This window comes from Nocardiopsis sp. NPDC050513, from assembly GCF_044457925.1.
In the GTDB taxonomy this organism is placed as follows: Bacteria; Actinomycetota; Actinomycetes; order Streptosporangiales; family Streptosporangiaceae; genus Nocardiopsis.
This window is the reverse complement of sequence record NZ_JBITHK010000008.1, coordinates 27,966-52,697: the sequence shown is the minus strand read 5'-3', so window position 1 is coordinate 52,697 and position 24,732 is coordinate 27,966. Positions and strand designations below refer to the sequence as shown.

20 protein-coding genes are annotated in these 24,732 nt (G+C 72.4%); 6 read left to right on the top strand and 14 right to left on the bottom strand.

Annotated elements, in window-relative coordinates:
• Positions 1 to 96 precede the first annotated feature (96 nt).
• The gene (locus tag ACIBFB_RS16060) at positions 97 to 435 is read left to right on the top strand and encodes a hypothetical protein (protein WP_397230714.1); all 339 of its coding nucleotides are present in this window, start codon (positions 97 to 99) and stop codon (positions 433 to 435) included.
• A gap of 397 nt (positions 436 to 832) precedes the next feature.
• Positions 833 to 2,701 (top strand): carbohydrate-binding module family 20 domain-containing protein, encoded by a 1,869-nt coding sequence (locus ACIBFB_RS16055; protein ID WP_397230712.1) that lies wholly within the window; start codon positions 833 to 835, stop codon positions 2,699 to 2,701.
• A gap of 13 nt (positions 2,702 to 2,714) precedes the next feature.
• Here the strand turns inward: ACIBFB_RS16055 and ACIBFB_RS16050 are convergent, their stop codons facing one another.
• On the bottom strand, positions 2,715 to 5,768 hold the full coding sequence (locus ACIBFB_RS16050; protein WP_397230710.1) for a bifunctional [glutamine synthetase] adenylyltransferase/[glutamine synthetase]-adenylyl-L-tyrosine phosphorylase: 3,054 nt from the start codon (positions 5,766 to 5,768) through the stop codon (positions 2,715 to 2,717).
• A 138-nt stretch (positions 5,769 to 5,906) separates the two neighbouring features.
• Positions 5,907 to 7,331, bottom strand: coding sequence for a type I glutamate--ammonia ligase (gene glnA / locus ACIBFB_RS16045; protein WP_397230708.1), 1,425 nt, complete (start codon positions 7,329 to 7,331; stop codon positions 5,907 to 5,909).
• 331 nt (positions 7,332 to 7,662) lie between these two features.
• On the opposite strand from glnA, the gene ACIBFB_RS16040 reads away from it, so the two are divergent.
• Both ACIBFB_RS16040 and ACIBFB_RS16035 read left to right on the top strand, forming a co-directional pair.
• Positions 7,663 to 8,133, top strand: coding sequence for a transporter (locus ACIBFB_RS16040; RefSeq protein ID WP_397230706.1), 471 nt, complete (start codon positions 7,663 to 7,665; stop codon positions 8,131 to 8,133).
• 278 nt (positions 8,134 to 8,411) lie between these two features.
• Positions 8,412 to 9,860 (top strand): LCP family protein, encoded by a 1,449-nt coding sequence (locus tag ACIBFB_RS16035; RefSeq protein WP_397230704.1) that lies wholly within the window; start codon positions 8,412 to 8,414, stop codon positions 9,858 to 9,860.
• Positions 9,861 to 10,266: 406 nt separating this feature from the next.
• Here the strand turns inward: ACIBFB_RS16035 and ACIBFB_RS16030 are convergent, their stop codons facing one another.
• The 10 genes from ACIBFB_RS16030 to ACIBFB_RS15985 form a co-directional block, all read right to left on the bottom strand.
• On the bottom strand, positions 10,267 to 10,989 hold the full coding sequence (locus ACIBFB_RS16030) for a DUF4191 domain-containing protein (RefSeq protein ID WP_397230702.1): 723 nt from the start codon (positions 10,987 to 10,989) through the stop codon (positions 10,267 to 10,269).
• A gap of 191 nt (positions 10,990 to 11,180) precedes the next feature.
• The gene (gene lipA / locus ACIBFB_RS16025) at positions 11,181 to 12,158 is read right to left on the bottom strand and encodes a lipoyl synthase (protein ID WP_397230700.1); all 978 of its coding nucleotides are present in this window, start codon (positions 12,156 to 12,158) and stop codon (positions 11,181 to 11,183) included.
• A 103-nt stretch (positions 12,159 to 12,261) separates the two neighbouring features.
• A complete protein-coding gene (gene lipB / locus ACIBFB_RS16020) occupies positions 12,262 to 12,960 on the bottom strand; it encodes a lipoyl(octanoyl) transferase LipB (protein WP_397230698.1) in 699 nt (232 codons plus the stop codon).
• Positions 12,961 to 12,970: 10 nt separating this feature from the next.
• Positions 12,971 to 13,903, bottom strand: a complete 933-nt coding sequence (locus ACIBFB_RS16015; RefSeq protein ID WP_397230696.1) for a TIGR01777 family oxidoreductase — start codon at positions 13,901 to 13,903, stop codon at positions 12,971 to 12,973.
• Positions 13,904 to 14,266: 363 nt separating this feature from the next.
• Complete coding sequence (locus tag ACIBFB_RS16010; RefSeq protein ID WP_397230694.1) at positions 14,267 to 14,830, bottom strand: NADPH-dependent FMN reductase; 564 nt, start codon at positions 14,828 to 14,830, stop codon at positions 14,267 to 14,269.
• A 158-nt stretch (positions 14,831 to 14,988) separates the two neighbouring features.
• Positions 14,989 to 16,728: a 2-oxoglutarate dehydrogenase, E2 component, dihydrolipoamide succinyltransferase gene (gene sucB / locus ACIBFB_RS16005; protein WP_397230692.1), complete on the bottom strand. Its 1,740-nt coding sequence runs from the start codon at positions 16,726 to 16,728 to the stop codon at positions 14,989 to 14,991.
• A 103-nt stretch (positions 16,729 to 16,831) separates the two neighbouring features.
• Positions 16,832 to 18,208, bottom strand: a complete 1,377-nt coding sequence (gene lpdA / locus ACIBFB_RS16000; RefSeq protein ID WP_397230690.1) for a dihydrolipoyl dehydrogenase — start codon at positions 18,206 to 18,208, stop codon at positions 16,832 to 16,834.
• A 137-nt stretch (positions 18,209 to 18,345) separates the two neighbouring features.
• A complete protein-coding gene (locus ACIBFB_RS15995; protein ID WP_397230688.1) occupies positions 18,346 to 19,860 on the bottom strand; it encodes a leucyl aminopeptidase in 1,515 nt (504 codons plus the stop codon).
• Positions 19,861 to 20,166: 306 nt separating this feature from the next.
• The gene (locus ACIBFB_RS15990) at positions 20,167 to 20,925 is read right to left on the bottom strand and encodes an adenosylcobinamide-GDP ribazoletransferase (protein ID WP_397231117.1); all 759 of its coding nucleotides are present in this window, start codon (positions 20,923 to 20,925) and stop codon (positions 20,167 to 20,169) included.
• A 26-nt stretch (positions 20,926 to 20,951) separates the two neighbouring features.
• Positions 20,952 to 21,944, bottom strand: a complete 993-nt coding sequence (locus tag ACIBFB_RS15985; RefSeq protein WP_397231115.1) for a bifunctional adenosylcobinamide kinase/adenosylcobinamide-phosphate guanylyltransferase — start codon at positions 21,942 to 21,944, stop codon at positions 20,952 to 20,954.
• 206 nt (positions 21,945 to 22,150) lie between these two features.
• Between ACIBFB_RS15985 and ACIBFB_RS15980 the strand changes: the two genes are divergently transcribed.
• Positions 22,151 to 22,357 (top strand): hypothetical protein, encoded by a 207-nt coding sequence (locus ACIBFB_RS15980; protein WP_397230686.1) that lies wholly within the window; start codon positions 22,151 to 22,153, stop codon positions 22,355 to 22,357.
• 40 nt (positions 22,358 to 22,397) lie between these two features.
• A complete protein-coding gene (locus ACIBFB_RS15975; RefSeq protein ID WP_397230684.1) occupies positions 22,398 to 22,862 on the top strand; it encodes a hypothetical protein in 465 nt (154 codons plus the stop codon).
• Between the two features lie 69 nt (positions 22,863 to 22,931).
• Here ACIBFB_RS15975 and ACIBFB_RS15970 read toward each other — a convergent pair whose 3' ends face one another.
• Both ACIBFB_RS15970 and ACIBFB_RS15965 read right to left on the bottom strand, forming a co-directional pair.
• Positions 22,932 to 23,942 (bottom strand): aldo/keto reductase family protein, encoded by a 1,011-nt coding sequence (locus ACIBFB_RS15970; RefSeq protein ID WP_397230682.1) that lies wholly within the window; start codon positions 23,940 to 23,942, stop codon positions 22,932 to 22,934.
• A gap of 130 nt (positions 23,943 to 24,072) precedes the next feature.
• A complete protein-coding gene (locus ACIBFB_RS15965; protein ID WP_397230680.1) occupies positions 24,073 to 24,714 on the bottom strand; it encodes a DUF3043 domain-containing protein in 642 nt (213 codons plus the stop codon).
• Positions 24,715 to 24,732: the final 18 nt, after the last annotated feature.

Genomic DNA, 24,732 nt, shown 5'->3' with positions numbered 1-24,732 from the left:
GGGGCGGACGGTGCCGATGCGCCTCCTGTGCGTATCGTTACGTCGGTGTGTCATTAAAATGGACCTGAAAACTACACGCCGTAGTAGTCTGGCGCCATGGACATCTTCTACTCCGCGCTCGTCTTCCTGCACATGATCGGCCTGGCCGGCATCATCGCGGGCTTCCTCATGCAGGTCATCTCCGGCAACCCCAAGTCGACGAAGGTCCTGCTGCACAGCTCCCTCCTCCAGCTGGTCACCGGACTGGCCCTCGTCGGCGTGGCCGAGATGGCCGGGGACCCGGAGCTCGACCACGTCAAGGTCGGCGTCAAGCTGGTCGTCGCCGTGGCGGTCGTGGTCCTGGGCGTGCTCAACCTGCGCAAGCCCTCGAACCGGCTGGCCACCGCGGCCGGCGTCCTCGCGATCCTCAACATCGGCGTGGCGGTGTTCTGGTAGGGAGTCCGGGGGCCCGCCCTCCGGGGCGCACGGTCCGCGCGAACACCGGCGGCGGCGGGGTGTGGACCCCCGCGGCCGCCGGTTTCTTGTGTCCTCTTGCAGAGTCTTGCGCTGGTCTTCCGCGGTCTTGCGGGTACCGTGCCACGATCCCGCCGCAGGTCACGCCCGTACCCATCCGGCTCGCGCGCATCCCAGACCCGCGACAGATCCGACGTTCCTGCACGTCACATCTACATTCGTCGCTTCTCGTCACCATCGAAACACGCGGAGAACACCCCGTTCACAAGCTCCGTCGATTCTGTTAGGTTCATCACTCCAACGCAAACTCTTGCAGTCCATGCAAGAGGGCGTCGGCGGGGCACCGCGGCCTCGCCGGGAATCCCCCCAAGGAGCACACATGAGCTCGACACGGCACCGGTTCGGCGGGGCCGCCTCCGCCCTCCTCCTCGGCGCCACACTGGCCGCCCCGGTCCTGGCTGCGACCCCCGCGGCCGCCTCGGCGGCGCCGGCCGCCCAGCCCCCGACCGCCGTCCCCCGCGAGGCGCCCGCGGCCGCCGTGGCCAACGGCGAGACGGTCGTCCACCTCTTCCAGTGGACGTGGGACTCCGTCGCCGCCGAGTGCGAGGACTTCCTCGGCCCCCAGGGATTCGGCGGAGTCCAGGTCTCCCCGCCCCAGGAGCACGTGGTCGTCCCCTCGGCGGAGGGCGGCGAGTACCCCTGGTGGCAGGACTACCAGCCCGTCTCCTACCGGATCGACAACACCCGGCGCGGCACCGCCGCCGAGTTCCAGGCGATGGTCGACACCTGCCGCGACAACGGCGTGCGGATCTACGTCGACGCCGTGATCAACCACATGACCGGCCCCGGCTCCGGCACCGGCAGCGCGGGCACCGAGTGGGAGTACTACGCCTACCCCGACCTGTTCGGCGACGGGTCGGCCGCCTACGACCGCGCCGACTTCGGACCCTGCTACGAGCCTGTCTCCGACTGGAACGACAAGTGGGAGGTGCAGAACTGCCAGCTCCTGGGGCTGTCCGACCTGAACACCGCCGACCCCCAGGTCCGTGAGCGGATCCGGCGCTACCTCAACGGCCTGGTGGACATGGGCGTGGCGGGGTTCCGCGTGGACGCCGCCAAGCACGTCCCGGAGGCGCACGTCCAGGACATCTTCGCCGACCTGAACGACGTGCCCGGATTCGGAGGTCAGCCGGACGTCTACCAGGAGGTCATCGGCGACGCGACGATCCCCTACACCCAGTACACCCCCTCCGGGCGGGTCACCAACTTCGACTACCAGCGCGACATCGCCGCGAGGTTCGCCGACGGCGCCATCTCCGGCCTGGCGAACCTGCCCGACTACGGAGGCCTCGCCGACGACCAGGCCACCGTCTTCATCGACAACCACGACACCCAGCGCTCGGCCCCCACCCTCACCCACAAGGACGGCGACCGCTACTACCTGGCCACCGCGTTCATGCTCGCCCACCCCTACGGGCAGCCGAAGGTGATGTCGAGCTATGAGTTCCACGAGGAGGCCCAGGGGCCGCCCAGCGTCGGGGAGGTCGACGGCAACCCGGCGGGTTGGATCACCGAGGACACCGACTGCTCCAGCGCTGCCTGGGTGTGCGAGCACCGGAACCCGACGGTCGCCGGCATGGCCGCCTTCCGCAACGCCACCGGTGACACGGCCGTGGTCCAGCGCGCGACCGACGGCGACTCCCGCCTGGCCTTCGACCGCGGCTCCCGCGGATTCGCCGCCTTCAACGCGAGCGGCGCCACCTGGAACCTGACCACGGACACCGCTCTGCCCGACGGCGTCTACGAGAACGCCGCGGGCGACGGCGCGTTCACCGTCTCCGGCGGCCGGGTCGCCGTGACCGTCCCCGCGAACGGCGCCGTCGCGCTGCACGTCGGCGGCGTGTGCGACGACCCCGCCGAGTGCGGGGGCGACGACTGCACCACCGTCGCGGCCGAGTTCCACGTCCAGGCCGAGACCTATCTCGGCCAGGAGGTGTACCTCGTGGGCTCCCTCCCCGAGCTGGGCTCCTGGGACCCGGCCAACGGCGTCCGCCTCAGCACCGACGAGGGCTCCTACCCCTGGTGGACGGGGTCGACCGGCCTCCCCGTCGGCACTGAGTTCGAGTACAAGTACGTGAAGACCGACGGCGCCGGGAACGTCGAGTGGGAGGTCGGCGGCAACCGCGTCGCCACCGGCGACGACAGCGGCGGCGGTTGCACCCAGGTCTTCACCGAGTACTGGCGCTGACGGACCGGACCGCTCAGTCGTCGTAGAACGCGTGCTCCATGACCGACCGCGCCCGCCGGGTGGTCCGCAGGTACACCTCGGTCAACCGCTCGGCGGGCCCCTCGGCCACCTCCTCGCCGTCCTCGGCCTCCGCTCCGCCGCGGCACCCCATCGCCTCCGCGAGCGCCGCCCGCACCCGCAGATCGGTGGGCAGCGAGTCACCGGCGCGACCGCGCACCAGCATCACCATGCCGCGCACCCGCGAGGCCAACCGCCAGGCCCGCTCCAGGACCGCCCCGTCGTCGGCGCCGAGGAACCCGTGGGCCACGGCCACCTCCAACGCCTCCAACGTGCCCGTGGTCCTCAGGTCGGGGTAGGCGTGGGCGTGCCGCAGCTGCATCAGCTGGGCCACCCACTCCACGTCCGACAGCCCGCCCCGGCCCAGTTTCGTGTGCAGCGTCGGGTCCGCGCCGCGCGGCAGCCGCTCGGCCTCCATACGGGCCTTGAGCTTGCGGATCTCCAGGACCGCGGACGCATCGAGGCCGTCCGCCGGGTACCGGATCGGGTCGATCAACGCGGTGAACGAGGCGCGCAGCTCCGGATCGCCCGCGATCGGCCGCGCCCTGAGCAGCGCCTGGCTCTCCCACACCTGCGACCAGCGCCCGTAGTACGCGGCGTAGGACTCCAGCGTGCGCACCACCGGCCCGCTCCGCCCCTCCGGACGCAGGTCCGTGTCGACCTTGAGCGGCGGCTCCGCGGCGGGCATCTCCAGCAGCCGGGCCAGCTCGCGCACGATCGCCAGCGCCTGCCGCGTCGCCGCGCCCGGGTCCGCGCCCGGCAGCGGGTCGTGCACGTACATCACGTCGGCGTCGCTGGCGTAGGTGAGCTCTCCGCCGCCGAACCGCCCCATCGCGACCACGCAGACCCGCGTGAGCGGCTCGTCCCCGGACGCGGCGACCACCCGGTTGCACGCCGCCTTCAACGCGGCCTCGATGGTCACCGCGGCGATGTCGGTCAGCGCCGCGCCGACCTCCTGCACCGACGACACCTCCAACAGGTCGGCGGCGGCCGTGCGCAGCAGTTCGCGGCGGCGCAGCGCCCGGACCGCCGACACCGACTCCTCGGACCAGTCGTAGCGCCGCAGCGCCGCCTCGGCCTCGCCGGCCAGCACCTCCGGTGCACGGCGCTCCAGGTCGGCGTCGTCGGCCAGCATCGCGACCGCGTCGGGGGCCCGGAGCAGCAGGTCGGTGACGTACCGGCTGGTCCCCAGCAGCCAGGCCATCCGTTCGGCCACCCGCACGTCGTCGCGCAGCAGCCGCAGGTACCACGGGGTCGTGCCCAGGGCGTCGCTCACCTGCCGAAAGCCCAGCAGGCCCGCGTCCGGGTCCGGTGCGTCGGAGAACCACCCGAGCATGACCGGGAGCAGCGTCCGTTGGATCGCCGCGCGCCTCGACACCCCCGAGGTCAGCGACTCCAGGTGCCGCAGCGCCCCGCCCGGGTCGGCGAACCCCAGCGCCTCCAGCCGCGCCCGCGCCTGGTCGGGAGAGAGGCGCGCCTCCTCCTCCGGCAGGCGCGCCACGGCGTTGAGCAGCGGACGGTAGAACAGCTTCTCGTGCAGCCGCCGCACCTCGGCGGACACCTTGCGCCTGGCCTCGGTCAGTTCGCGCACCGGGTCCGCCGTGTAGCCCAGCGCCCGGCCGAGCCGCCGCAGCTGCCCGGGCCCGTCGGGGCTGGCGGGGTCGGGCATCATGTGCGTGCGCCGGAGCCGCTCCAGCTGCAGCAGGTGCTCCACCCGGCGCAGGAACCGGTAGGCGTCGGCCAGGCCCGCCGCGTCCTTGCGGCCCACGTACCCGTGTTCGGACAGGGCGGCCAACGCGTCCAGGGTGTGCCCCGACCGCAGCCGCTCGTCCGTGCGTCCGTGGACCAGCTGGAGCAGCTGCACCGAGAACTCGATGTCGCGCAGCCCGCCCGGGCCCAGTTTCAGCTCGCGCTCGGCCTGTCCGGCCGGAATGTGCGCCACCACGCGGCGGCGCATCGCCTGCACGTCCTCCACGAAGTCGCGGCGCCCGGCCGCCTCCCACACCAGCGGCGAGATCGCTTCCCGGTAGGCCGCGCCCAGCTCGGCGTCCCCCGCGATGGGACGTGCCTTGAGCAGCGCCTGGAACTCCCAGGTCTTGGCCCACCGCTCGTAGTAGGCCAGGTGGCTCGCCAGCGGGCGGACCAGGGGGCCGTTCTTGCCCTCCGGGCGCAGGGCCGGATCCACCTCCCACAGCACGCCCTCGGCGTCGGTCTCGGACGGGATCCGCATCATGGCGGTCGCCAGCCGGGTGGCGGCGCGCATCGCCGCCTGCTCGTCCACCGGCTCCCCGCCCTCGGGGACCGCGGCGGGCTCGGCCACGAACACCACGTCGACGTCGCTGACGTAGTTCAGCTCCCGACCGCCGCACTTGCCCATCCCGATCACGGCCAGACGGCACCGCGCCGCGTCCCCGGGGTGCTCGGCGCGTGCGACGGCCAACGCCGCGTCGAGGGTCGCGGCGGCCAGGTCGGCCAGCTCGGCGGCGACCTCGTCGACGGTGCACAGCCCGGTCAGGTCGCGTCCGGCCAGGCGCAGGACCCGCCTGCGGTAGGCCACGCGCAGCGTCCGCCGGAGGCCGTCCAGCGAGCCGCCGTCGAACACGGCGGCGGTCGGCGCGGGAGAGTCGGGGTCGGCGCCGACGGTGTGCAGCAGGCCCCGGCGCAGCTCCTCGGGCTCGGGGGAGCGGGCGGCGTCGGCACCGCGCAGTTCCCGCCAGTCGCCCGGGTGGCGGACCAGGTGGTCGGTGAGCGCGGTGCTGGTGCCGAGCACGCCGCACAGCCGGGTGCGCAGGTCCGGGTCCTCGCGCAGCACCGCCAGGACCTCGTCGGCGTCCGGGGCGGTCTCCAGGATCCGGATCAGGCCGAGGAGGGCCTGGTCGGGGTCCGGGGCCTCGGCGAGGGCGTCGACGACGTCGGTGTCGGCCCGGGGGTCCAGACCGGCCTGCTCGACCAGTCGCAGGGCCCGGGTGCTGTCGCTGAAGCCACGCCTGGCCAGCGCGCCTGCTGTCATGTTGGTCCTACCGTCCCTTACCACGCGTCAACGGTAGCCGGGCGGACCCCGGAACCGGGTCGGGGCCGGTATCCGAGCGGATACCGGCCCCGAGCGGGGTGCGCGCCGGGCGCGCACCCCCGGGAGCTGTCCGACGACCTAGATGTCGTAGTAGAGCTCGAACTCGCGCGGGTGCGGACGCAGGCGCAGGGAGTCGATCTCCTCGGTGCGCTTGAAGTCCACGTAGGTCTCCAGCAGGTCCTTGGTGAAGACACCGCCCTCGAGCAGGAACTCGTGGTCGGCCTCCATGGCCTCCAGGGCCTCGTCCAGCGACGCGGGCACGGTCTTGATCGCCTGGGCCTCGGCCGGGGGCAGCTCGTAGAGGTCCTTGTCGACCGGCTCCGGCGGCTCGATCTTGTTCTTGATGCCGTCGATGCCCGCCATGAGCATCGCGGAGAAGGCCAGGTACGGGTTGGCCGACGGGTCCGGCACGCGGAACTCGATGCGCTTGGCCTTCGGGTTCGAACCGGTGAGCGGCAGGCGGATGCAGGCCGAGCGGTTGCGCTGGCTGTAGACCAGGTTGATCGGGGCCTCGTAGCCCGGCACCAGGCGGTGGTAGGAGTTCACCGTCGGGTTGGTGAAGGCGAGCAGCGCCGGCGCGTGCTTGAGCAGACCGCCGATGTAGTAGCGCGCGGTGTCGGAGAGCTGGCCGTAACCGGACTCGTCGAAGAACAGCGGGGCGCCGTCCTTCCACAGGCTCTGGTGGCAGTGCATGCCGGAGCCGTTGTCGCCGAACAGCGGCTTGGGCATGAACGTGGCCGTCTTGCCCGCGGCGTTGGCGACGTTCTTGACGATGTACTTGTACAGCTGGACGCGGTCGGCCTGCTGGAGCAGCGTGCCGAACTTGATGCCGATCTCGGCCTGTCCCGCGGTGCCGACCTCGTGGTGCTGGAGCTCGACCTCCAGGCCGGAGTCGATCAGGGTGCGGACCATGTCGGAGCGCAGGTCGCTGTAGTGGTCGACCGGCTCGACGGGGAAGTAGCCGCCCTTGTAGCGCGGGCGGTAGCCGCGGTTGCCGCCCTCGATCGAGGAACCGGTGTTCCAGGCGCCCTCGATGGAGTCGATCTCGTAGAAGCCGGTGTTGGCCCGGGTCTCGAACTTGACGTCGTCGAAGATGTAGAACTCGGCCTCGGGACCGAAGAACGCGGTGTCGGCGACGCCCGAGCCGCGCAGGTACGCCTCGGCCTTGCGCGCGACGTTGCGCGGGTCGCGGCTGTAGGACTCCAGCGTCAGCGGGTCGTGCACGAAGAACGTCATGTTCAGCGTCTTGTGCTTGCGGAACGGGTCCACCACGCCCGTGCTCAGGTCGGGGAGCAGCAGCATGTCGGACTCGTGGATGGCCTGGAAACCGCGGATCGAGGACCCGTCGAACATCTGGCCATCGGTGAACGTCGACTCGTCGACGTTCTCGGTCGGGAGGGTGACGTGGTTCACGCCTCCGAACAGGTCCGTGAACCGGACGTCGAGGAACTTGACGTCCTCGTTTCGGATGTAGGCGAGCACCTCGTCGACGCTGCTGAACAAAACGAACCTCCGTGCAGGTGGCTGAGACGGCCGGCTCCCGTCCGCTCCGTCGCGGATGTCCTGGAGCGCACGCCGCCTCCCGGCTTCGCCATCGAAGCTAGGAGCGGGTGGTTTCCATGCCATGTCTCGATTGTTTCCTGCATGTTACGGAGCCCGCCGTTTTCGCAGACCAACCCGTGTTACCTGGTGATTCCACCACGGAACGGGAGGAATCCGGACGTCCTGCGGAGGGTTCCCGTGACGGGTGCCACGCCCGTGCGCGTTCCGTGTGCGGGCCCGCCCACCACGCGCCCGGGGCGGTCGCCTCGACCGGACCGATACCGTGAAGGGTATGAGCGAGGACAGGAGCGGCGGCACGGCCGAGGACGAATTCCGCTACCGGGGCAACCGCCTGGGGCTGCCCGAGAGCGGCGCCGGTTCCGTGCCCGGCGTCGGCCGCCGTCTGGCCGGTCTGGCGCTCGACTGGGCCCTGGCGATGCTGCTCGCCTGGGCCGCCTACCGCGCGGGGCTGATCGGCTCCGGTCTGTCCGGGCAGGCGGAGGTCGCCCCGCTGATCAGCAACACGGCCCTGGTCGTGTACGCCGCCGTCAGCATCGTGTTGCTCACACTCTTCGGCACGTCCGTCGGCCGCCGCGCGGTCGGGGTCGGGATCACCGCCACGGGTGAGCGCTCCTGGCCGTGGTTCGTGTCGATGACCGTCCGCACCCTGCTGCTGTGCCTGGTCGTCCCCGCGGTCGTCTACGACCGCGACACCCGCGGCCTGCACGACCGCGCCGCGGGCACCGTGGCGACCCGCCTGTGAGGATCCTGTTAAGGAATCCCTCGGGCCGGCGGTCGGCGGGCGTGTGTTCTCCTCGCCGTCGTCCCGCTCTCACCAGCGCTTCCGCCGCTGTTCACGTCCGGGGGCGTCGGACGGATGTCCACGGGTGCCCTGACTCCTGTCCGAAACTCCGCGCAGGGAGGGACGCACCCCTTCTTAGCTGCTGTTAACATCCGTTCATTACTCTCCCTGGGAACATTCTTGACCCATGGGTCCCATGACCCCGCCCCGGGTCGCAACGCACCGTCCCGAAGGTTGGTATGGCTGGAAGACGCTCCGCCCCCCGCTCCCCACGTGTGCTCGACCGTGCGCGGATCTCCGCCGGTCAGTGGGTGGCGTGCGCGGCCACCGCGCTGGCCGTCATCGCCAGCCTGGGCGGATACGGGTGGTACCAGGGGATCGTCGGCAACATCACCACGCATGACGTGGACACCGACGCGTGGGACCGGCCGGTGAGCGTCGAGGGCGTGATGAACCTGCTCATCCTGGGCTCCGACATCCGCTCGGGGGAGAACGCGAACTACGGCGAGGCCGAGGGCGAGCGCCCCGACACGATGCTCATCGCCAGCATCAACGTGGACGACGGGACCGCGACCCTGGTGAACCTGCCCCGCGACCTGGTCGTGGAGCTGCCCGGGTGCGAGCCGGCCGAGGGGCACGAGGGGATGGCTCCGCAGACGGGCATGCTCAACTCCGCGATGACCTTCGGCGGCGTCGGCTGCCAGTGGAGCACCGTCGAGCAGGTCACGGGGGTGCACCTGGACCACTTCGTCATGATGGACTTCACCGGGTTCAGGGACATGGTGGACGCCATCGGCGGCGTGGAGATGTGCATCCCCGAGCCGGTCGACGATCCCAGGGCCCACCTGGAGCTGGACGCCGGACTGCAGACCCTGAGCGGCGAGGAGTCGCTCGGCTTCGTGCGCTCGCGCTACGGACAGGGGGACGGCAGCGACCTGTCCCGCATCGAGCGCCAGCAGGAGTTCATGGGCGCGATGCTGCGCCAGGTGCTGAGCAGCGAGGTGATGACGAGTCCGGTCACCGTCACGAACTTCCTCGGCGCGGTCACCGACTCGATCTCGACCGACCGCGAGCTGACCGTCGACATCATGACCGACCTCGCCATCTCCATGCGCGAGGTCGATCTGGGCAACGTCCAGTTCCTCACCGTCCCCAACGGCCAGAGCCCCAACGACGCCAACCGCCTCATCATGAGCGAGCCCGCCGCCTCGGAGCTCTTCCAGGCGATCAACAACGGCGAGGACCTCACCGGCGACGACGAGGAGGAGGAGTCCGGGGACTCCGACGACTCCGACGACTCCGACGGCGACGAGAGCGGCCCCGCGCCCTCGGAGATCACGGTCGACGTCCGCAACAACACCGGCGTCACCGGTCTGGCGACCGAGGTCCAGGCGCAGTTGGAGGCGGAGGGCTTCGTCGTCACCAACACCGGCAACCCCGAGCTGCGCTTCCCGGGCGCGACCACCGTCTACCACGCGCCCGGCCAGGAGGCCGCGGCCTCGGTCCTGGCCGCCGCCCTGGGGGAGGCCGCGGTCGAGGAGGCCGAGGGGCTGACCGCCGACCTCGAACTGGTCCTCGGCGAGGGCTGGGCCGGTGTCGGGGGCGGGGACTCCGGCGGGTCGCAGGCCTCCGTCACGGAGGAGCTGGGCGGCACCACGGCGGAGGCCGCGCAGGACAGCCCCTGCTGACCCCGGCCGAGGAGGGCCGCTCCGGTCGCGTTCCCGCCGCGGTCGCGCCGGTCGCGCGGCGACCGGCCGACACGTTCGTCGCCGCGTGCCCCGGGCACGGATCCCCCGTCGGACACCCCCGTCCCGTACCGGATCGGCGCCCCGCGGCTCCCCGACGCGTCTCCTCGGCACGGGCGGGGCGACGGCGGCGAACGTGCCGCGCTGCCTGGTCGTGGACGTCCCGGCCCGTGAACCGGTGGACGGCTCCGCCCGGGGCGGGTCTGGACACCGGAGCGGGGCGGTGTGCTCCGATCACGCGTGTCCGGTGCGCGGGAGCCGGGCCCGCCGCTCTCCCCGTCCGGGGACGGCGAACGCGCGAGGGGGCCGTCCCGCGCCGGGACGACCCCCTCGAACGCCAGGGCTCGCGCTAGCCCATCCGGCCGCGCATCCCCTTGGGGAGCTTGGCGCCCTTGGGCATCGGGCCCTTGGGCATCTGCATGGCGGGCGGGAGCGCCTTGAGCCGGTAGTTCAGCTCGGCGATGTCCGGCTTGTCCAGCAGCCTCGGCAGCTTGACCAGCGTCCGCTGGAGCTTGTCGAGCGGAACCTGGTCCTCGCCGTTGCCGACCTTGAAGTCGTAGATGTGGATGTCGTGCGCCACGCGCGCGACACGCTTCTTCTCACCCGCGATCAGCGGGCGCAGACGCCCCGGGTCGCCCTCGCCGACGAGGATCACGCCGGGACGGCCGACCACGCGGTGGACGACGTCCATCTGCTTGTTCCCGGCCACGCCGGGCTCGACGATCCAGTTCCCGCGCATGTTCTCCAGGATCGCCATCCCCGCCCCGAGACGGCCGTCCAGCATCGTGTACTGGACGCGCTGGGCCGAACGGGTGAAGATGATGAAGCCGGCCAGGAAGGCCACGGGGAGCCCCGTGAGCGTCCACACCAGCCAGGATCCGGTCCAGGCGCCGATCCCCACGGCGACGGCGAGGACGACGACCGCGACGGCCGCGGCGATCGGGATACTGCGCGGGCTCTGCTGGTGGACGACCTTGGCGACCATGCCGATCTGCTTGAGCCGACCGGGCTGCTTGTCGGCCTGGCCCTTGGCGGGGGTCGTCTTCTCGGAACCCTTGGGCTTCTTCGCCATCGTGCTCTCAGGCAGCGTGCGCCGACGGGGTCGGCGGGGAACGGCGTCCCTGGGCTGCCTTGCCTCCTCTTCGCGGTCGACCTACGTGCGGCGCCATCCGGCGCCGCCAGCGGGGCGCCTCTCCCCACCAGGATAGGCGGGCGACCCCACGACTGCGGAACGGTGGCCCGAGGGCCACCGTTCCAGCTTGGTTACGACTGTGCCGTGGCGTCCGAACTCACCCGGTTCGCCCCGGAGGCGCCCTGCGCGTCACGCTTCTCCCTGGCCTGCTTGTACAGGCGTCCGGCGCGGTAGGACGAGCGCACGAGCGGTCCGGACATGACTCCGGCGAAGCCGATCTCCTCGGCCTCCGCGCCCAGCTCCACGAACTCCTCCGGCTTGACCCAGCGGTCGATGGGGTGGTGCAGCTTGGAGGGGCGCAGGTACTGGGTGATGGTCAGCAGGTCGCATCCGGCCTCGTGCAGGTCCCGCATGGCCTCGCTGATCTCCTCCCGGGTCTCGCCCATGCCCAGGATCAGGTTCGACTTGGTGACCAGACCGTCCTCGCGGGCGCGGGTGATCACCTCCAGGGAGCGCTCGTAGCGGAAGCCCGGGCGGATGCGCTTGAAGATGCGCGGCACCGTCTCCGTGTTGTGCGCCAGCACCTCGGGACGCGACCCGAAGACCTCGGCCAGCTGGTCGGGGTCGGCGTTGAAGTCGGGGATGAGCAGCTCGACGCCGGTGCCCGGGTTGAGCTCGTGGATCTTGCGGACCGTCTCCGCGTAGAGCCACGCGCCGCCGTCCTCCAGGTCGTCGCGGGCCACGCCCGTGACGGTGGCGTACCGCAGCCCCATCGTCTTCACCGAGTTGGCGACCTTGGTCGGCTCCATCCGGTCCAGCGCGGTGGGCTTGCCCGTGGCGATCTGGCAGAAGTCGCAGCGGCGGGTGCACTGGTCGCCGCCGATGAGGAAGGTGGCCTCCCGGTCCTCCCAGCACTCGTAGATGTTGGGGCACCCGGCCTCCTGGCAGACCGTGTGCAGGCCCTCCTTCTTGACGAGGGACTGGAGCTCGGAGTACTCGGGCCCCATGTGCGCCTTGATCTTGATCCACGGCGGCTTCTTCTCGATGGGGGTCTCGCTGTTGCGCGCCTCCACGCGCAGCAGCTTGCGGCCCTCAGGAGCGACGGTCAACGTGAACCCGTTCCCTTCTGTGCCCCGTGACGGGGACGGCTCCGCCCCTCATGGGGGCACTGGGTCCCGGTGGGGGACCGGTGGCTGGTCTGGGTGGTCGTCCTCAGGCGGTGGCGCCGGAGAGCAGCGCGGCGCCGTCGGTGTGGCTGTACCCGTCCGCGCCGAGGACGTCCGCGAGGTGTCGCTCGATGCGCGGCCGGACATCGCCGACGGTCACGTCGCGCCCGACCTCGGCGGTGATCGTGGTGACGCCGGCGTCGGAGATGCCGCACGGGACGATCCGGTCGAACCACGACAGATCATTATCGCAGTTCACCGCGAGCCCGTGCATCCCGACCCCGCGCGCGATACGGCAGCCGATCGCGGCGATCTTGCGTTCGGTCAGGCCGCGGCCGGGGTCGGCGTCCAACCACACTCCGGTGCGGCCCTCGACCCGCCTCCCGGTGAGGCCGTACTCCGCGATCGTGCGGATGACGGCCTCCTCCAGCATGCGGACGTAGGCGATCACGTCGATGGGGTCGCGCAGCCGGACGATGGGGTACACGGTCAGCTGGCCGGGCCCGTGCCACGTGATCTTCCCGCCGCGGTCGATGTCGACGACCGGGGCGCCGGGATCGGTGATGGGACGATCCCACCTCCCGGTGCGCTTGCCCGCGGTGTACACGGGCTCGTGCTCCAGGAGAAGGACCGTGTCGGCCACCTCGTCGGCGACGCGGCGCTCGTGGAGCCGCTTCTGGAGATCCCAGCCCTGGTGGAACGGGACTGGCGAGTCGCCCATCCATGCATAAACGAGATCACTCACGCCCACCACCTTACGCCCCGGCGCGGGGGTGCGGTCTGGCCAGGATGTCGGATAGCGCACTGTCGATGGTGGGGAACGTGAAGGAATAACCGGCCTTCACAAGGCGTTCGGGGGCCGCCCGCAGGTCCAGCAGAGCGGTCTCCTCGGCGACGTCGCCGAGCGTCGCGCGCAGCGCCGTGGCCGGGACGGGGAGCAGGGTGGGCCGTCCCAGCGCCCGCCCGAGCGCCTCGGAGAAGGCGGCGTTGCTCACCGGCTCCGGAGCGCACAGGTTCACCGGGCCGGTGATCTCGGGGTGTTCCAGGAGGAAGCGGAGCGCCCCCACGTGGTCCCGCAGGGCGATCCAGCTCATGTACTGGGCGCCCGACCCGAGCCGTCCGCCGAGCCCGGCCTGGTACAGCGGCAGGACCGACCGCAGCAGGCCGCCGGAGCGGTCCAGCACGACCGACGTGCGCAGGTGCGCCACCGACACACCCGCCTCCTCGGCGGGAGCGGTGGCGGCCTCCCAGCCCTGGGCGACCTCGGACAGGAACCCCGTGCCGGGCGGGGAGGCCTCCGTGGCCACGGCCCCTCCGGTGTCCCCGTAGAAGTACAGCCCCGATCCGCTGAGCAGGCGTGGGGGAGGCGCGTCCATGGCGGCCACCGCGCGGCACAGCCGCCGGGTGCCCCGGACCCGGCTGCGCCGGATGAGCGAACGTCTGCGCCGGGTCCACGGGGTGTGGCCGATCGGCGCGCCCGCCAGGTGCACGATGGCGTCGGCGCCGTGCAGGGCGACGGTGTCCACCCTGCCCTGTTCGGGGCGCCACTCCGCCTCCTCCAGGCACGCGGTGCGCTCCGCGCGCGGAGCGTGACGCACCAACCGGATCACCGAGTGGCCGTCCGCGAGCAGGGAGGCGGCCAACGCGCCGCCGATGAGCCCGGAGGCTCCTGTGATCGCGACTCTCATGACCTCAGGCCTACCCCCGGCGGGCGCCCGCGGACCGCCGGGGCCCCGCGGAGGAGGCGGCCGCCCGCAATTTCCCGGCCTTTTTCGGCGAAAGACCTGCGGGAAGCGCCGCGGTCTTCTAGGTTGAAGATGGGACATGGAACTCCGCGTCAACGCGGAGCTACCGTGGGCGACGCACTGCCGGTCCGGTCGTGCTCGCCCGCCCTCAGACCTTTGATGATGGGGATCATCAGGGGATGGTGATTGGTGGGGTAAAAGCGGGGCGGCGCCGTCGGCGCCGCCCCGTCCCGCGTTCGCGGCCGCGCTGGGGTCCGTCCACGGCGTGGCCGCCACGGCGCTCGACCCGGCGCCGGTCCCGGCGGGTCAGGGGCGGCCCGGGTAGGGATCGCGTTCCCTGGCCGACCGCAGGGCCCGCGCCCACCACAGCAACAGGTCGAGCAGGGTGTCCACGGCCGCCTCGGTGGCGGACATGTCCTCCTTGGGGGAGCCGTCCGGGGCGAACAGCGTCTGCGCGTTGTGGAAGCTCACCGTGTCGCGCAGGGTCGCCGTGTGCAGTTCGCTGAAGACCAGCCGGAGCTGCTCGACCGCCCGGAGGCCGCCGGACAGTCCGCCGTAGGAGACGAAGCCGACCGGCTTGGCGGTCCACTCGCGGCGGGCGGAGTCGATCGCCGCCTTCAGCGGTCCGGGGAAGGCGTGGTTGTACTCGGGGGTGAGGACGACGAAGGCGTCGGCGGCCTCGATCCGGGCGCCGAAGTCGCTGACCGGTTCGCCGTGGCCCTCGGCGGAACCGAGGTCGGCGACGTCCAGCACGTCGAGTTCGGCGCCTCCGTGCTCCCGCGCCCGGTCGAGGAACCAGCGGGTGACCGCCGGGCCCGTCAGGCCGTTCCGGTTGCCGCCCAGGATGACCGCGATACGAAGGTTGTCCATGTACGTCCTCGTGTCCACTGATGGGGGGTGAACAGCGTCCACGGTAGAACCTCAACCCGCATTGAGGTCAAACCGGGGTGCGCCGCGCGTCCCGGACGCCGCGGGGCCGGACACCGCGAACGGCGTCCGGCCCCGCGGGGACGGCAGGAGCCGGGGGCCTACAGACCCAGGTCGGCCTCGAACGCGCCCTCCTCCAGGCGCTCCCTCACGGCCTGGAGGAAACGGCCCGCGTCGGCGCCGTCGATGAGGCGGTGGTCGTGCGACAGGGACAGGTAGGCCATCGACCGTACGGCGATGACCTCACCGCCCATCGCCGGGTCCTCCACCACCACGGGACGCTTGACGACCGCGCCCGTGCCGAGGACCGCCACCTGCGGGGTGTTGATGATCGGCGTGCCGAACAGGGCGCCGCTGCTCCCGGTGTCGGCGATGGTGAACGTGCCGCCGCCGAGCTCGTCGGGGCTCAGCAGCCCGGTGTGCGCCCGCTCGGTCAGCGCGGTGATGTTGCGCGCCAGGTCGGTCAGGCCCAGGCGGCCCGCGTCGCGGATCACCGGGACGAGCAGACCGCGGTCGGTGTCCACCGAGACGCCGAGGTTCTCGACGTCGTGGTAGCTGACCTCGTTGTTGTCGCCGTCGATGACCGCGTTGAGCTTCGGGTTGCTCTTCAGCGCCTCCACCGCGGCGAGCGCGAAGAAGGGGAAGAAGTCCAGCGCAACGCCCTCGCGCTGGGCGAAGCCGGCGCCCGCCTGCTCGCGCAGGCGCGCGATCTTGGTGACGTCGACCTCGATCACCTGAGTGGTCTCGGCGGCGGTGTTGAGCGACTCCACCATGCGGTCGGCGATCGACCGGCGCAGGCGGCTCATCTTCTCGGTGCGGCCGCGCAGGGAGGTGTCCGTGGCGCCCTTGCGCACCGTCGTGGACGCCGCGGCGGGGGCCGCGGCACGCGCGGCGGCCGCCTTCTGCTCCTCGGCGGCCCGGAGCACGTCCTGCTTGCGGATCCGACCGCCGACGCCGGTGCCCCGGACCCGGCTCAGGTCCACGCGGTTGTCGGCGGCGAGCTTGCGGACGAGCGGGGTCACGTACGCCTCGGTCACGGCGTCGGTGCCCGACGCGCGGCCGGTGCCGCTGAGCGTCTCGATGTCCACGGTCGGGACCTCGTCGGTCCTGCGGGCCCGGGCGGCCGGGGCGGGAGCCTCGGGCTCGGCGGCCTTCGGCTCCGGGGCGGGCGCGGGCTTCGGCGCGGGTTCGGCCTCCGGGGCCGGGGCCTCGGGGGCGGCGGCCCCGCCCTCGCCGCCGATGATCGCGATCTGGGCGCCGATGTCGACCGTCTCGTCCTCGTCGACGAGGATCTTGGTGAGTACGCCCGCGACCGGGGACGGGATCTCGGTGTCCACCTTGTCGGTGGAGACCTCCAGGAGTGGTTCGTCCACCTCGACGGTGTCGCCGACGCTCTTGAGCCACTGGGTGACGGTGCCCTCGGTGACGCTCTCACCCAGGGCGGGCATGGTCACCGGGGTCTCCGGACCGCCGGCCGAGGGAGCGGACGGCGCCTCGGGCGCGGCGGCGGGCTCCGGAGCGGCCTCGGGTTCGGCCTCCGGAGCCGGCTCGGGTTCGGACGCCTCGACCGTGGGAGCGCTCTCGGACTCGTCGGCGGTCTCGCCCTCGCCGCCGATGATCGCGATCTCCGCGCCGATCTCCACGGTCTCGTCCTCGTCGACGAGGATCTTGGTGAGTACGCCCGCGACCGGGGACGGGATCTCGGTGTCCACCTTGTCGGTGGAGACCTCCAGGAGTGGTTCGTCCACCTCGACGGTGTCGCCCACGTTCTTCAGCCACTGGGTGACGGTGCCCTCGGTGACGCTCTCACCCAGGGCGGGCATGGAAACGGAAGTCGGCATGGGTTCCTCGTTGGATCTGGGCGCGGAATCTGCCCAGCGCCTTGACTGGGCGGCGCGGGTGTGGCGGGGGCGGGCCGCGTCGGCCCGCCCCCGGGTGGTGCGGTCAGTCGTGGACGTGCAGAGGCTTGCCCGCCAGTGCCAGGTGCGCCTCGCCCAGCGCCTCGGACTGGCTCGGGTGCGGGTGGATGAGCTGGGCGACCTCCGAGGGCAGCGCCTCCCAGTTGTAGATCAGCTGCCCCTCGGCGATCAGCTCGCCGACGCGGCTGCCGACCATGTGGACGCCCAGGACAGGGCCGTCCTTCTCGGCGATGACCTTCACGGCGCCCTGCGTCTGGAGGATCTGGCTCTTGCCGTTGCCCGCCAGGTTGTAGTTCATCTCGACCACGTCGTGGCCGCGCTCCTTGGCCGCCTTGGTGGTCAGGCCGACCGAGGCCACCTCGGGCTCGCAGTAGGTGACGCGCGGGACGCCGTCGTAGTCGATCGCGGGCGGGTTGAGCCCGGCGATGTGCTCGGCGACGAAGATGCCCTCGGCGAAACCGACGTGGGCGAGCTGGAGGGTCGGGATCAGGTCGCCGACCGCGTAGACGTTGCCCACACCGGTGTGCAGGTTCTCGTCCACCTTGACGAAGCCGCGGTCCAGGGAGAGGCCCTGCTCCTCGTAGCCGAGGCCCTCGGAGACGGGGCCGCGGCCGATGGCGACGAGCAGCACCTCGGCGTCCAGGGTCTTGCCGCCCTGGAGCGTGACCGTCACCCCCGCGTCGGTGGTCTTGACCGACTCGAAGGGGGTGCCGAGCTCGTACTTGATCTTGCGCTTGCGGAAGGCCCGCTCCAGCAGCTTGGAGCTGGACTCCTCCTCCACGGGGACCAGGTGGGGGAGGGCCTCGACGATGGTGACGTCGGCGCCGTAGGACCGCCAGACGCTGGCGAACTCCACGCCGATGACGCCGCCGCCCAGGACGATGACCGACTCGGGGACGCGGTCCAGACCGAGGGCCTGGTCACTGGTCATGACCTTCTCGCCGTCGATGTCCAGACCCAGGGTCTTGGGCTTGGAGCCGGTGGCGAGCAGGACGTTGCGGCCCTTGTAGACGGCGCCGTCGACGGTGACCTCGTCCGGCCCGGTGAGGCGGCCCTCACCCTCGACGACGGTGATCTTGCGGGACTTGATCAGCCCGGTCAGGCCCTTGTGCAGGCCGTTGACCACCTTGTCCTTGTACGTGTGGACCGCCTCGATGTCGATGCCCTCGAAGGTGGCCCTGACACCGAAGTTCTCGCTCTCCCGGGCGGAGTCGGCGACCTCGGCCGAGTGCAGGAGCGCCTTGGTGGGGATGCAGCCACGGTGGAGGCAGGTCCCACCCAGCTTGTCTTTCTCGATCAGGACGACGCTCATGTCGAGCTCCGCTGCGCGCAGCGCCGCCGCGTAGCCGCCGCTGCCGCCGCCAAGGACGACGAGGTCGAATGTGCCGCCGCTCTCACTCACGGGAACGAACTCCTTGTTTGTGGCTGGTGATTCGTGGTGGTGGGCCGCGGAACCGGCACGTGGGGGGACGGCGCCCGGTCCGCGGGGGCCGGAGAGGGGCGGCGGTCCGGATGGGCGCCGCCGCTCCCCGGGTCGTGCTATTCGGTGGTGTACTCCTCGGCGATGCGGACCAGGGTGCGCGTGCCCGCACCCGTGCCGCCCTTGGCCGTGTAGCCGTGCGGTCCGCCCTGGTTGAAGGACGGGCCCGCGATGTCGAGGTGCGCCCACCCGACGCCGTCCTCGATGAACTCCTTGAGGAACACGCCCGCGGAGAGCATGCCGCCCCAGCGCTCCCCGGCCACGTTGGCGATGTCGGCCACGGCCGAGTCCAGGCCCGAGCGCAGCTCGGAGGGAAGCGGCATCGGCCAGGCGGCCTCACCGGCGGCGCGGGCCGCGGCGACGACCTCGTCGCGGATCGCGTCGTCGTTGGACATGACGGCGAACACCCGGGTACCGAGCGCGACGAGTTGGGCGCCCGTCAGCGTGGCGATGTCCACGATCAGGTCCGGCTCGTCCTCGTGCGCGCGGACCAGGGCGTCCGCCATGACCAGGCGGCCCTCCGCGTCGGTGTTGAGCACCTCGACGGTCTTGCCGCCGTAGATGCTCAGCACGTCGGAGGGGCGCTGGGCGGTGCCGCTGGGCATGTTCTCGGCCACGGCCAGGTAGCCCACGACGTTGACCCTCAGCTCCAGGGCGGCGATGGCGCGCATGGCGGCGAGCACGGAGGCGGCGCCGGCCATGTCGGACTTCATCCAGTCCATCGAGGCCGCGGGCTTGAGGGACAGGCCGCCGGAGTCGAACGTGATGCCCTTGCCGACGAAGGCGACGGTCTTCGTGGCCTCCGGGTGGGTGTGGGCCAGGCGGACCAGGCGGGGCGGGTTGCTCGAACCCTGGCCGACACCGGTCAGACCGCCGTAGCCGCCCTCGGCGAGCGCCTGCTCGTCCAGGATCTCGATCTGGAGGCCGGTCGCGGAGGCGATGTCCTGGGCCGCCGCGGCCAGGTCCTCGGGGACCAGGTCGGCGGGGGCGGCGTTGACCAGGTCGCGGGTGAGGGCGACCGCCTCCGCCAGGACCCTGGACCGCTCGACGGCCTCGGCGGCGCCGGAGGCGGTGGAGGCCACGGTCAGGTCGAGCGTCCGGTCAGCGCGCTTGCGCGCCTTCTCGCCGGTGCGGTACCGGTCGAAGGAGTACGCGCCCAGCTGGGCTCCGAGCGCCACGGCGCCCGCCTGGTCGGCGGTCTGGGCGGGGAGGGCCAGGACGACGCGACCCGCGCCCTCGGGGCGGGAGGACAGCGAACGCAGAGCGGCGCCGGCGGCGCGGGACAGGGCGTCGGAGTCGACGGGACCGTCGGCGGGCGCCGGGCCGAGGCCGACCGCGACGACGACCGGGGCCGGGACGGCTCCGAGGGAGGCAAGGGTGTGCACCTCCTCGGGTTCGCCGCTCGCTCCCAGGAGCGACAGGGTCGCGCCGAGACCGCCGGAGAAGGCGGCGTCGACGTCATGAGCGCCCGACGCGGGCTCCGGAGCGTCGCCTCCGGAGTGGTAACCGACGACAACCGCGTCGGCGTCGAGCGAACTGGGGGACTCCGTATGTACTGACAACGACGTGCTCACGTCCCCGATGCTAGTCGCCCCGTGAACACGGCGGCGACGCGGCACCCCGCGCTCCGGCGGGCCCTGACGCGGCACTCGGCGCGCGGCGGGAGCAGGACCGTTCCCCGGGGCGACCAGGCCCGCCGCGCGCTGGGAGGGGCGCTCTGGCCGCCGGTGGGGGGTGCCGCACGGGATCGCCCGGGGCGGCGGCGGCTGCCCGCGTCGGCGGGCCGCGAAACTCGGTGTGAAAAAATGTGATGATGGTGACATCCAGTCCCTCCGGGAGTTGGAGGTTGCCACGAAGCGCCTCCCCTCGCGGGCCGCCCGTCACCCCCAGGAGGCGACGGCCGCCGCCACGACCAGCGCCGCCGCGGTCGCGGACTCGACCAGCGCCCCCAACACGTCCCCGGTGATCCCCCCGAGCCGCCGCACCGACCTCCGCAGGAGAGCTCCCGCCACGCACAGCCCCGCCAGGGCTCCCGCGGCACAGCCCGCCGCCGACCACGGCGAGACGAGCAGGCCCGTCGCGCACACCGCCGCGACGATCGCGCACGCCCCCGCCGCCAGCGGGAGGCGTACCGTCCCCGCCACCCAGGCGCCCAGTCCCTCGGGGCGGGCCGGGGGCACGCGCGGCGTGCATGCCAGGGCCACCGCCAGCCGTCCCGCGGACCACGCCGCGGACGCGCCGACCACGGCGGCTCCGGGCCCCGCCCCGACCAGCTGACCGAGCGCCAGCACCTGCGCGGCGAGCACGACCACCAGCGTGACGACGCCGAACGGTCCGATGTCCGACCTCCGCATCACCTCCAGCGCGCCCTCGGCCGGCCGGCCGCTCCCGAGCCCGTCGGCGAGGTCGGCCAATCCGTCCAGGTGCAGCGCGCGGGTGAGCAGCGCACCCAGACCGACGGCCGCCAGCGCGGCCAGCGGATCCGACAGCCCCAGCGCCGAACCCGCCGCGGCCACCGCCCCGAGGGCGGCGCCGAGCACCGCGCCCAGGGGGGCCGCCCAGAACATCGCCCATCCGGCGGCGGCGCGGTCCGCGCGCTCCACCCGCACGGGCAGGACGGTGAACGTCCCCACCGCCATCCGCGCGCCCGCCGCGGCGTCGCCGGTCAAGGCAGCTCCAGTACGCGCCCCGCCGTCACCAGGACGACCTCCTCGGACTCGGCCCCGATCCACTGGTTGAGCCTGCCCAGGTGGTCGCGGAACAGCCGTCCGGCGCGGGTCGGCGGGACGACGCCCGAGCCCACCTCGTTGGACACCGCCACCACGTAGGCCGGAGTGCTGCGCCACGCCTCCAGCAGGTTCAGCACCTCGGCCTCCACCCGGGCCTCGGCCTCGGGCGGGGGCGGGTCCCCCCACACGCCGTGCCGGTCCATGACCCCGGTCAGCCAGGTGCCCAGGCAGTCGACCAGGACCGCGCCGTGCGCGCCCTTGAGCAGCGCCACCAGGTCGGAGGTCTCCTCGGTGCGCCACCACCACGGACGGCGCCCGGCGTGCGCCGCGACCCGTTCGGCCCACTCGGGGTCCTTCCCGGGATCGGGAAGGGGGCCGGTGGCCGCGTAGACCACCCGCGGTTCGGCGAGCAGGCGCAGCTCCGCCTCGGTGGACTTGCCCGACCGCACCCCGCCGGTGATGAGCACGCGGTGCGGGCCGTGCGGGCGGGACCCGGGCCAGACCGCGGGCGGACACGACATCACGTGGCCGTCGCCGGGGGCGAACGCGCCCCACAGCCGGGCACGGCGGGCGAACTCGCGCGGGGACCGGATCCGGTGGTCGCCGCCGACCGCCACGACGGCCGTCGTCACCCCGATCACCCCGGAACGGCGCAGCTCCCCGATCACCTCCGGCCGCCGCGCCACGTCGACGATCACCATGTCGACCTGCTGGGGCGGGGTCGTCGAGGAGTAGCCGGACGCGTCGCCCGGGGCCTCGGCGGGCGGGCCGCCCGGCAGCGGCCCCGGTGCGGAGCGGGCGAAGAGCAGGCGACCGCCGGCGGGGCCCTCGACCAGAAGGCCGTCCGTCGTGCGCGCGACCGTGTACTCCGGCGGCACCGGACCGACGGCGCCCTCCTCGCGCAGGCGGAAGCGGTCGTCGACGGTCACGCGCAGGGGCAGGCGGCGCTCCGTCTGGGCCTGGTTGCAGGAGGCACAGGTGCACTGCGGGGCCGGCCAGCCCGCGTGCCCCGCCGTCCCGAGGAATCGGATACGCACCCGAAGAAGTAAACAGCATGGGGCGCCACGCCTTGGTTAAGCTCGGGGCGGGAGCCGGTGACCGACACCGGGCGAACCGCGACGAAGGGCGGCCTGACATGGCGTGGACCTGGCGGTACATCGAGGCCGACGGCGCGACGCCGCCGGGTGGGGACCTGCCCGCCGAGGCGTTCACCTCCCGGGGCGACGCGGAGAGCTGGCTGGGCGAGAACTGGCGGGAGCTGTCCGAGGGCGGAGTGGACCGGGTCGCGCTCATGGAGGGCGACCGGGAGGTCTACGCGATGGCCCTGGAGACGGCCGAGTAGCGGGGTGACGGCGGACCCGGCGCCACGGGACCATCGGGGCATGACCTCCACCCTCCGAAGCCACGCGGTGCTCGAACTCGTCAACGTCCCCCTGTTCGCCTTCCTCCTCTTCGGCCTGCTCGGTGTGCCGCCCTCGCCGGCCAACCTGGCGGGGTTCGGGCTCTTCGCGCTGCTGCTGGTCGAGGGCAGCGCCTACTGGTGGGCCAAGGTCCGCCAACTGCGCGCGCGTGCGCCGAGACCGGCGGGCATGCCGGTCTTCCGCGTCCTGCGGCGGGTCAACGGGGTGCTCCTGCCGGCCGGCGGCGCGGTCGTGCTCTGGGCCCTGGTCGACGGTGACCCGTGGACGCGGGTGTGGCCAGGACTCGGACTGTGGCTGTTCGCGGTCCTGGAGCACGTCAACTACTTCCACGTCCAGCTCTCCCACCAGTCCCGCTCCGACCTGCGGCGGCTCCTGCGGACCGGGCGGCTGCACCGCTCCCACCTGGCCCGGGACATGGCGCGCTGACCTCCGGCCCCGGAGACGGCGAAGCCCCGGCCGCCGCGAGGCGACCGGGGCCAGGGCGTCCCGAGGCGGTCAGCCGAGGTCGTGGACGTCCTCCGGGCTGCGGGTGAGCGCGGGGTCGCGGCGGACGCTGTCGCCCAGGATCCCGTCGATGCGGGCGACCAGGTCGTCGTCGAGCTTCACACCGGAGGCCCCGACGTTGTCGCGGACCTGCTCGGGGCGCGAGGCGCCGACGATCGCGGCGGACACGTTGGGGTTGCGCAGGACCCAGGCGACCGCGAGCTGGGCCGGGCTCAGTCCGGCCTCGGCCGCCAGCGGCTCCAGCCGGGCCACCCTCGACAGCAGCTCCTCGTCCTCGGTCATGTCCTTGACGAAGCGGCTGCTCTTCGGGTCGGCCCCGCGCGAGCCGCTCGGGGCGGCCTGGCCGGGACGGTACTTGCCGGTGAGCACCCCGCCGGCGATCGGCGACCACACGATCTGGCCGATTCCCTCGCGTTCGCACACGGGGACCACCTCCGACTCGATGACCCGCCACACCATGTTGTACTGCGGCTGGTTGGAGACGATGCGGTCGAAGCCCATCTCGTCGGCGATCTTCAGCGCGCGCTCGATCTCCTCGGCCCGCCACTCGGAGACGCCCACGTACAGGACCTTGCCCTGGCGGACCAGGTCCTCGAAGGCCCGCATCGTCTCCTCCAGCGGGGTGCTGTAGTCGAACCGGTGCGCCTGGTACAGGTCCAGGTAGTCGGTGCCCAGGCGGCGGAGGGAGTCCTCCGCGCCGCGGATGACGTGCTTGCGGGACAGCCCCCGGTCGTTCGCGCCCTCGCCCATGGGCCAGTAGACCTTGGAGAAGATCTCCAGCCCGTCCCGGCGCTCGCCCTTCAGCGCCCGGCCGAGGACCTCCTCCGCCCTGCCCTGCGCGTAGACGTCGGCCGTGTCGAACGTGGTGACGCCCGCGTCCAGGGCCGCGCGCACGCAGGAGGCGGCCGTCTCCTCCTCGACCTGGGATCCGTGGGTGATCCAGTTCCCGTAGGCGATCTCGCTGATGACCAGACCGCTGTTGCCAAGATGCCGAAAGTCCATGCGGAGCACTGTAACGGGGCACGGGCCGAGGCGCGACAGGGACGCCTCCTGGATTGGGAGCGCTCCCAGCGGGGGTCGGACGAAGGGCCGGTGCACGCACCGGCCCCATTCGCGGGCTCGGGGAGCCGCCTCAGCGCGCGTGGCGGGGCGTGGGGTCCTCGCGCACCTTCACCCGGGGCTTGGGCAGGCGCAGACGGCGGAACTGGATCTGACGCATCGCCGCGTACAGGCCCGACCCCTTCACGCTGGGGTCGTCCGGGAAGTACTCGCCGGCGCGCTTCTTCACCGTGCGGCCCACGAGGACGCCCTCGATGACGATCGTGACCATCATCAGCGGCCACAGCACGTAGGCCACGGCCATCTGCGCGGTGGGGTTGTTCACGAACATCAGCAGGACGATGACGACCGACAGCGGCAGGAAGAACTCGCTCAGGCTGCGGCGCGAGTCGACGAAGTCACGCGCGAACGCCCGGGCCTCACCGTGGTCCTGGGGGCGGAAGTAGCGCTCCTCGCCCTTGGCGGCGCCTCCGTCGCGGGCGGCGCGCCCGCGCTGGCGGTCGAGGCGCTCGCGGTAGGCCCGGTAGGCCTCCTTGCGAGACTGCGGGGCGTTCAGCGGTCGGCGCAGGTCCCGTTCGGATTCCTTGCGCTTTGGGGTGGGGACACCCTTCTTGGGGGTATATCCCTTAGGTTGGGTGGACTCAGTGGCCTCATGGCTGGTGGATTCGGATGACTGCGAATCCGTGGCTGCGGAAGCGGAGCGACGTCGGAACACACCCTCAGGGTAGCCGGT